This is a genomic window from Ascidiimonas meishanensis, from assembly GCF_037782385.1.
Lineage (GTDB): Bacteria > Bacteroidota > Bacteroidia > Flavobacteriales > Flavobacteriaceae > Ascidiimonas > Ascidiimonas meishanensis.
Genome location: NZ_JBBEXD010000054.1, coordinates 1 through 688, shown reverse-complemented (window position 1 = coordinate 688; position 688 = coordinate 1). Strand labels below are relative to the sequence as shown.

At 39.1% G+C, this 688-nt stretch carries 1 protein-coding gene; it reads right to left on the bottom strand.

Annotation, left to right across the window (positions count from 1 at the left end; translation table 11 throughout):
- Nucleotides 1-688: condensation domain-containing protein (locus WBG07_RS19395; protein ID WP_340203792.1), on the bottom strand; the 688-nt coding region annotated here is incomplete at both ends.

The following is a 688-nucleotide window of genomic DNA, read 5'->3' as shown; positions in this document are numbered from 1 at the left end:
TGAACGGGCATCAAGCTCTTGATAGGTTAAACCAGCCTCTCCAAAGGTAACTGCTGTCGCATTTGGAGTACTGCTCACATGAGCTTTAAATACATCTACCACCGTCCCGGGTGCCTTTACTATATCAAAGGATGGATGGAAGCTTTCTAAGAGTTGCTCCGATTCCTGAAAAGTCAATAAAGAAAGCTTTCCAACGAGTTGGGTAGCATCTGTTAATACCGAAATAATTAACTCTTTAAAGTGACCTGCCATCCTAATGATGGTTTCTTCTTTAAATAAGGCTGTGCAATAATCAAAACTCACTTGAAGTTCTCCCAAGCCTTCCACTATATCTAATGTTAGGTCGAATTTTGATGTTTCAGTAGCCACTTCTTCAAATTCAATTTTTGCCTCTCCTAATTGTAAGATAGATACCTGCTCATTATTCTGTAATGAAAATAAAGTTTGTATCAGTGGTGTTCTACCCGAATCACGTCCTTTTACCACCCGATCTACGATTTTTTCAAAGGGAACTTCCTGATGAGCATATCCTCCCAATACTGTTTGTTTAACTTCGGCTAATACTTGCGTGAATGGTACTGATGACCTTATTATACTTCGTAAAACAATGGTATTGACAAAAAATCCTATGAGTCCTGATATAGCACTTTCCGATCTGTTCGCCACAGGAACTCCAACACAGATATCT